Here is a 6,432-nt window from a genome sequence, read left to right as displayed (position 1 = left end):
AGTTTCCCTTCGGTCTTGCGTTTCCGACTCTATCAGACTCTTTCGTGTCCGATTTCCTCGGCGCCTTTCAGGTTTCCGCTCCGGCCTTTCGGCTTTCGCGTTTCCCTTTCCGGCGGTTCCGACTTTATCAGAGATTCTGAGTCGGAATTTCCGGCCCACTCGGGGAGGTTTGATCGGGCACGTAAGTGCGCCGGGTTCCCCTTGGGCGGAGCCGTAAACCTAGTGGAGCGGGGCGCCTCGATGCAAATCGAGGCGCCCCGCTCCACAGGGGCTTCAGACCTCCACGACGACCGGGAGGATCATCGGGCGCCGGCGGTAGGTGTCGGAGACCCACTTGCCCAGCGTGCGGCGGATGAGTTGCTGCAGCTGGTGGGGTTCGACGACACCGTCCTGGGCCGACTTGTCCAGGACTTCCTGGATCCGCGGCATGACGGCGCTGAACGCCGAGTCGTCGATGCCGGAACCACGTGCCTGGATGGTCGGACCGCTGGTGATCTTGCCGGTGCTGGAGTCCACCACCACGAAGACCGAGATGATGCCCTCGTCGCCGAGGATCTTGCGGTCCTTGAGCGCGGGTTCGCCGACGTCACCGACCGAGAGGCCGTCCACGTAGACGTAACCGGCCTGGACCTTGCCGACGATCCTTGCCTTGCCCTCGACGAGGTCGACGACGACGCCGTCCTCGGCGATCACGATGCGGTCGTGCGGAACGCCGGTGAGGGCGCCGAGCTCGGCGTTGGCGCGCAGGTGGCGCCATTCGCCATGGACCGGCATCAGGTTCTTCGGCTTGCAGATGTTGTAGAAGTACAGCAGCTCGCCGGCCGAGGCGTGGCCCGAGACGTGGACCTTGGCGTTGCCCTTGTGGATGACGTTCGCGCCCCAGCGCGTGAGGCCGTTGATGACGCGGTACACCGCGTTCTCGTTGCCCGGGATCAGGGACGACGCCAGGATCACCGTGTCACCGGAGACGATCCGGATCTGGTGGTCGCGGTTGGCCATGCGGGACAACGCGGCCATCGGTTCGCCCTGCGAGCCGGTGCAGACGAGGACGATCTCGTTGTCCGGGAGGTCGTCGAGCGTCTTGACGTCCACGACCAGGCCCGGCGGGACCTTCAGGTAGCCGAGGTCACGGGCGATGCCCATGTTGCGCACCATCGAGCGGCCGACGAAGGCGACCCTGCGGCCGTACTCGTGAGCGGCGTCCAGGATCTGCTGGATGCGGTGCACGTGGCTGGCGAAGGACGCGACGATGATGCGCTTCTGAGCGCCGGCGAAGACGCCGCGGATCACGTTCGAGATGTCGCGCTCGGGCGGGACGAAGCCCGGGACCTCCGCGTTCGTCGAGTCGGTGAGGAGAAGGTCGATGCCTTCCTCGCCGAGCTTGGCGAACGTGGGGAGGTCGGTGAGGCGGCGGTCCAGCGGGAGCTGGTCCATCTTGAAGTCGCCGGTGTGGACGACCATGCCGGCAGGCGTGCGGATGGCGACCGCGAGCGCGTCCGGGATGGAGTGGTTGACCGCCACGAACTGGCAGTCGAAGGGGCCCAGGCGTTCGCGATCGCCCTCGGCGACCTCGAGCGTGTACGGGCGGATGCGGTGCTCCTGGAGCTTCGCCTCGATGAGGGCGAGCGTCAGCTTGGAGCCGATCAGCGGGATGTCCGGCTTCTCGCGCAGGAGGTACGGGACGCCGCCGATGTGGTCCTCGTGGCCGTGCGTGAGCACGATGCCGTCGATGTCGTCGAGGCGGTCCCTGATGGACGTGAAGTCCGGCAGGATCAGGTCGATGCCTGGCTGCTCCTCCTCGGGGAAGAGCACGCCGCAGTCGACGATGAGCAGGCGGCCGTCGTACTCGAAGACCGTCATGTTGCGGCCGATCTCACCGAGGCCGCCGAGCGGGGTGACGCGCAGGCCGCCCTTCGGGAGCTTCGGCGGGGCGCCGAGTTCAGGATGCGGATGACTCAAAAGACTCTCCTCACCACGCGCGCCACGTACCTGTTAGGCACGTGGCGCGCGTGACGTTCGTGCAGTAGCAGTTGTCTTGTGTGGGTGCAGGAGCTGTGCCCTGCGGTCGTGCGTATTCAGTTGTGAAGTCTGTGTTTAGAGCTGTACCCCGCCCGCGGCGAGATCGATCTTGAGCTGGGCGGTCTCGTCGGGCGTCAGCTCCACGAGGGGCAGACGCAGCGGACCGGCGGGCTGGCCCTGGAGGGCGAGTGCCGCCTTGGTCGTGATGACGCCCTGCGTGCGGAACATGCCGGTGAAGACCGGGAGCAGCTTCTGGTGGATCTCGGTGGCCTTCTGCACGTCGCCGCTGACGAACGCGTCGAGCATGGCGCGCAGCTCGGGGGTGACGACATGGCCGACGACGGAGACGAAGCCGACCGCGCCCACGGAGAGCAGCGGCAGGTTGAGCATGTCGTCGCCGGAGTACCAGGCGAGGCCGGAGCGGGCGATGGCCCAGCTCGCGCGGCCGAGGTCGCCCTTGGCGTCCTTGTTGGCGACGATGCGCGGGTGCTCCGCGAGGCGGACGATCGTCTCGGTGTTGATGGGTACGCCGCTGCGGCCCGGGATGTCGTACAGCATCACCGGCAGCTCGGTGGCGTCGGCGATCGCGGTGAAGTGTCGCAGGAGGCCTTCCTGCGGGGGCTTGTTGTAGTACGGCGTCACCGTGAGCAGGCCGTGCGCTCCGGCCTTTTCGGCGGCGCGCGCGAGCTCGATGCTGTGGCGGGTGTCGTTCGTACCGACGCCGGCGATGACATGGGCACGGTCGCCGACCGCCTGTCGCACGGCTCGTACGAGATCCGATTTCTCCGCGTCGCTGGTGGTCGGGGACTCGCCGGTGGTGCCGTTGACGACGAGTCCGTCGTTGCCTGCGTCCACCAGGTGGGCGGCGAGTCGCTGCGCGCCGTCGAGGTCAAGTGCGCCGTCCGCCGCGAACGGCGTGACCATAGCGGTGAGGACCCGCCCGAAGGGGATCTGCGGAGTGGAGGTCGGAGCCATGGGTAATACGCTACTCGCTGCTCAGCGCGCGGTCCCCCCTCGGGGGATACCAGGGGGTGTGGCGGGGGTGGATCCCGGCACTGCCTGCTCGGGGGTTCAAGCAGTGCCGGGTCCGTTTGATCAGGCTAGATGAACTTTCCGAAATGCCGCAATACGGACACTTCGCACGGCTGAACCGTACATCTGTACCGAATCCACGTTCCCCTGGCTACGGCGCGACCCGGCCGTTCCCGTTGAATGCGGCGTAGGTGAGCGGCATGAGCTTGGCCCACTCCGCCTCCATCTTCTCGCCGACCATCTCGATCTCCCGCTGCGGGAAGGACGGGACCTTGGCCAGCTCGTGCTGGGTGCGCAGGCCGAGGAAGTGCATCAGGGAGCGTGCGTTGCACGTCGCGTACATCGAAGAGAAAAGGCCGACCGGGAGGACCGAACGGGCCACCTCGCGGGCGACGCCCGCGGCGAGCATCTCCTGGTACGCCTCGTACGCCTGGCGGTACGAGTCCTCCATCACGCGGCCGGTGAGCTCCTGCTGGCCCTGCGTGCCCTCGACGAACTGGTACTTGCCGGGGCGGCCCTGCTGCACCAGCTTGCGGGAGGCCTCCGGGACGTAGAAGACCGGCTGGAGCTCCCTGTAGCGGCCCGACTCCTCGTTGTACGACCAGCCCGCGCGGTGTCGCATGAACTCGCGGAACACGAAGATCGGGGCGTTGATGAAGAACGTCATCGAGTTGTGCTCGAAGGGGCTGCCGTGACGGTCCCGCATCAGGAAGTTGATCAGGCCCTTGGAGCGCTCCGGGTCCTTGGTCAGCTCGTCGAGGGACTGCTCTCCCGCGGTGGAGACGCGGGCGGCGAACAGCACGTCGGTGTCGCTCGCGGTGTGCTTGACCAGCTCGACCGTCACGTCGCCGCGGAAGGTCGGCTTGAGGTCGTCAGCAGGGGTTTCGGTCACGGTTCGAGGGGTCCTTCCATCACTTCGCTCGGGCGGCGCCCACTCTACGGGCAGGCTCTGACAACGGGGCATTCGGTCGCGCCTCGCGACATTCCGATCCGAACATCGCCGAACTTCTGTTAATTCGGCGAAACAGGGCACCTTTTGGGGCATCCGTACGTCTGTATGGGTAACGGGGCGGTTCGTTCGCCGCTCTCGGCGCTCTGACCTCATTCGATGGCCGGAGCCGTTCCGTGATCCGAACGTTTCGATCTTGACGAGGAGAAGCAGCACCCATGTTCCGTCGGCGCGAGCCCGTTCCGTTCGCCTTCATCGCCGAAGCCGACAAGTTCCGCAGTAACGTCACTCCGCCCCCGCGCGAACGCGCGTCGGCCGGCCAGATCGCCGGTCGCTCGCTCGTCGGCCTCACCGTCGTCGCCGGGCTCGTGGGCGCCCTGCTCCTGGGGATGCCCGCCCTGTCGTCCGGTCAGGCACCGGCGCACACGCAGCAGTCCGAAGCGTCCGACAGTCGCTGACCGGCCTGCCCCCGTCCGGCCCCCAGGGGTGGAAGGCAGGCGCACGCCTAGGTAGCCTCACCGGGCACAGCCCGAATACAGCGTGGATTGAGTGAGGACCAGTCGTGCCCCTGCCCTTCCTGACGGCCGACCGCGCTTTTGACGAGGTGGCCGACGATGTCGCGCTGCCCTTCGACGATCGCGACCAATGGCGGCGTCCCTACCGGCCGGGGCCGTGGCGCGTGGGATTCGCCGCACTGCTCCTGCTGCTCGCCTCGTACGTCATGTTCGCCGCGGTGATCATCGCCTTCACGGGTGGTCTCGGCGGGGGCGCGGTGTGCGGTCTCATCGCGCTGCTCATCATCGGGTCGGCCCTGCGGCTGCTGCGGATGGGGACGTGGGTGAGCGCGCACGGCCTGCGCCGGGTGGCCTTCTTCCAGACCCAGACGGTCCCGTGGGCCCAGGTCGTGACGGTCCGTACGGTCCAGCAGCCGGTCCGCTGGCTCGGACTCCCCCGCACGGTGCAGGGGCAGGCGCTGCTCCTCGTACGGCGGGACAAGGCCGATGAGAGCTCGGCCCTGGTCACCAGTCACGGCGCGGACTTCCTCGCGCGGACCGAGGCCTTCGACCGGGCGTCGGACACGATCGAGGTGTGGGCCGAGGAGTACCGGCCGCAGCACGCCTGAACAAGGCATACGTGAAGGGCCGCGCCGGAACACCGGCGCGGCCCTTCACATGTACTCGGGACGCACACGTCCTCAGACGCTGACCGTCCTGCCCTCCTGCAGGGCGATGGCGCGCTGCATCGCCTTGCGGGCGCGCGGGGTGTCCCTGGCGTCGCGGTAGGCCACGGCGAGGCGGAACCAGCAGCGCCAGTCTCCCGGGGTGTCCTCGGTCTCCGCCTTGCGCCGGGCGAAGACCTCGTCGGCGGAGTCGCGGTCGATGCGGCCGTACTGGTCGCGGCGCAGCTCGTCCACGGGCAGGCCGCCCTCGGCCTCCAGGAGATCGGCGAGGCGGTTCGCCTTGCGGACGAACTGGGTGTTGGCCCAGAGGAACCACAGGCCGATCACCGGCAGGATCAGCACGGCCACGCCGAACGTGACGGTGAGCAGGGTGCCCTGCTCGATGAGGAGCAGGCCACGGCTGCCGACCAGGACGAAGTAGAAGACCAGGACGAGGGCGGTGACGAGGTAGGTGAGCTTTGCGCGCATGGAGTCCGTCAGACGTTCAGGTCGAGGAAGTGTTCCAGGCCGAAGGTGAGGCCGGGAGTGGTCACGACGCGGCGGGCGCCGAGCAGGATGCCCGGCATGAAGCTGCTGTGGTGCAGCGAGTCGTGGCGGATGGTCAGCGTCTCGCCCTCGCCGCCCAGGAGGACCTCCTGGTGGGCGAGGAGGCCTCGCATGCGCACGGAGTGGACCGGGACGCCGTCGACGTCCGCGCCGCGGGCGCCGTCGAGAGCGGTGGCCGTGGCGTCCGGCTGCGGGGCGCTGCCGGCCTTCTCACGGGCCGCCGCGATGAGCTGCGCCGTACGGGCGGCCGTGCCGCTGGGCGCGTCCACCTTCTTCGGGTGGTGCAGCTCGATGACCTCGACGGACTCGAAGTACGGCGCCGCGGCCTCGGCGAACTTCATGGTGAGGACGGCCCCGATGGAGAAGTTCGGGGCGATGAGCACGCCTGTCTGCGGGGAGTCCGCGAGCCAGGTGGTGAGCTTGGCGAGACGGTCGTCGGTCCAGCCGGTGGTGCCGACGACGGCGTGGATGCCGTGGCGTACGCAGAAGTCGAGGTTGTCCATCACCGAGTCGGGCGTGGTCAGTTCGACCGCGACCTGGGCGCCGGACTCCGTGAGGGTCTCCAGCTTGTCGCCCCGGCCGAGGGCCGCGACCAGTTCCATGTCGTCGGCGGCCTCGACGGCCCGTACGGCCTCGGAGCCGATGCGGCCCCCGGCGCCGAGGACCGCCACGCGCAGCTTGCTCATCTTCTTCGTTCCTTACGCGA

The 6,432-nt window shown here is 68.2% G+C and carries 7 protein-coding genes; 2 read left to right on the top strand and 5 right to left on the bottom strand.

Annotated elements, in window-relative coordinates; translation table 11 throughout:
• Positions 1-273: 273 nt before the first annotated feature.
• The 3 genes from CG723_RS21940 to thyX form a co-directional block, all read right to left on the bottom strand.
• Positions 274-1,959, bottom strand: coding sequence for a ribonuclease J (locus CG723_RS21940; protein WP_100595175.1), 1,686 nt, complete (start codon positions 1,957-1,959; stop codon positions 274-276).
• A 135-nt stretch (positions 1,960-2,094) separates the two neighbouring features.
• Positions 2,095-2,994: a 4-hydroxy-tetrahydrodipicolinate synthase gene (dapA, locus tag CG723_RS21935; protein WP_100595174.1), complete on the bottom strand. Its 900-nt coding sequence runs from the start codon at positions 2,992-2,994 to the stop codon at positions 2,095-2,097.
• A 208-nt stretch (positions 2,995-3,202) separates the two neighbouring features.
• Entirely contained in the window at positions 3,203-3,943 is a 741-nt protein-coding gene (thyX, locus tag CG723_RS21930; RefSeq protein WP_100595173.1) for an FAD-dependent thymidylate synthase, read from the bottom strand.
• 275 nt (positions 3,944-4,218) lie between these two features.
• Between thyX and CG723_RS21925 the strand changes: the two genes are divergently transcribed.
• Together CG723_RS21925 and CG723_RS21920 are read left to right on the top strand one after the other, a co-directional pair.
• Entirely contained in the window at positions 4,219-4,458 is a 240-nt protein-coding gene (locus CG723_RS21925) for a hypothetical protein (RefSeq protein WP_100595172.1), read from the top strand.
• A 104-nt stretch (positions 4,459-4,562) separates the two neighbouring features.
• A complete protein-coding gene (locus CG723_RS21920; protein WP_100595171.1) occupies positions 4,563-5,123 on the top strand; it encodes a PH domain-containing protein in 561 nt (186 codons plus the stop codon).
• A 72-nt stretch (positions 5,124-5,195) separates the two neighbouring features.
• On the opposite strand, the gene CG723_RS21915 is transcribed toward CG723_RS21920, so the two are convergent.
• Positions 5,196-5,648, bottom strand: a complete 453-nt coding sequence (locus CG723_RS21915; RefSeq protein WP_100595170.1) for a tetratricopeptide repeat protein — start codon at positions 5,646-5,648, stop codon at positions 5,196-5,198.
• An 8-nt stretch (positions 5,649-5,656) separates the two neighbouring features.
• Positions 5,657-6,412 carry a 4-hydroxy-tetrahydrodipicolinate reductase gene (gene dapB / locus CG723_RS21910; RefSeq protein ID WP_100595169.1) on the bottom strand — a complete coding sequence of 252 codons (756 nt, stop codon included), beginning with the start codon at positions 6,410-6,412 and terminating at the stop codon, positions 5,657-5,659.
• Positions 6,413-6,432: the final 20 nt, after the last annotated feature.

It is taken from the genome of Streptomyces sp. CB01635 (assembly GCF_002803065.1).
Lineage (GTDB): Bacteria > Actinomycetota > Actinomycetes > Streptomycetales > Streptomycetaceae > Streptomyces.
Note: the sequence above shows the minus strand (reverse complement) of the source record. Positions and strands in the feature narration are given on the sequence as shown.

Bases quoted from the DNA above. Each gene is read 5' to 3' on its own strand.
- dapA (WP_100595174.1), bottom strand. From the start codon at position 2,994: ATGGCTCCGACCTCCACTCCGCAGATCCCCTTCGGGCGGGTCCTCACC.
- CG723_RS21925 (WP_100595172.1), top strand. From the start codon at position 4,219: ATGTTCCGTCGGCGCGAGCCCGTTCCGTTCGCCTTCATCGCCGAAGCC.
- CG723_RS21915 (WP_100595170.1), bottom strand. From the start codon at position 5,648: ATGCGCGCAAAGCTCACCTACCTCGTCACCGCCCTCGTCCTGGTCTTC.
- dapB (WP_100595169.1), bottom strand. From the start codon at position 6,412: ATGAGCAAGCTGCGCGTGGCGGTCCTCGGCGCCGGGGGCCGCATCGGC.